At 58.4% G+C, this 385-nt stretch carries 1 pseudogene; it reads left to right on the top strand.

Annotated features, from left to right (window positions below):
* Positions 1-11 precede the first annotated feature (11 nt).
* A pseudogene (locus JIN85_RS21025) lies at positions 12-385 on the top strand (hypothetical protein); the annotation flags it as partial.

A 385-nucleotide genomic window follows, 5' to 3' on the forward strand; every position in this document is an offset into this window, starting at 1 on the left:
TCTTTTGATTCATGGCAGAACTACCCTACATGCAGTTTTACCCGACCGACTGGTTGGCCGATACCCGAATGCTGACCGCCTCCGCCAAAGGAGTGTGGATCGATTGTCTTGCCGCCCTATGGAATGCACCCGAACGGGGCTTCCTGAAAATGCCCGAACGGGCGTGGGGCCGGTTGTGGGGCGTGGAGTCCGAACGGATTCCCGACCTCCTGGACGAACTCGGAATCGTGGCTGAAATCCAGAAGGACGGCAACGCGGTGACCATCGCCTCGAGGCGCATGATCAAAGAGGAAGTGGAACGGGAACGCTCCCGGAATTCGAAGAAAGCCAAGGAACGGCAGATATGGGCATACCGCGAGTTGGTCTCCCGCTTGTTTCCCGCGCT

The sequence above is a fragment of the Luteolibacter pohnpeiensis genome (assembly GCF_016595435.1).
GTDB classification, from domain to species: Bacteria; Verrucomicrobiota; Verrucomicrobiia; order Verrucomicrobiales; family Akkermansiaceae; genus Luteolibacter; species Luteolibacter pohnpeiensis.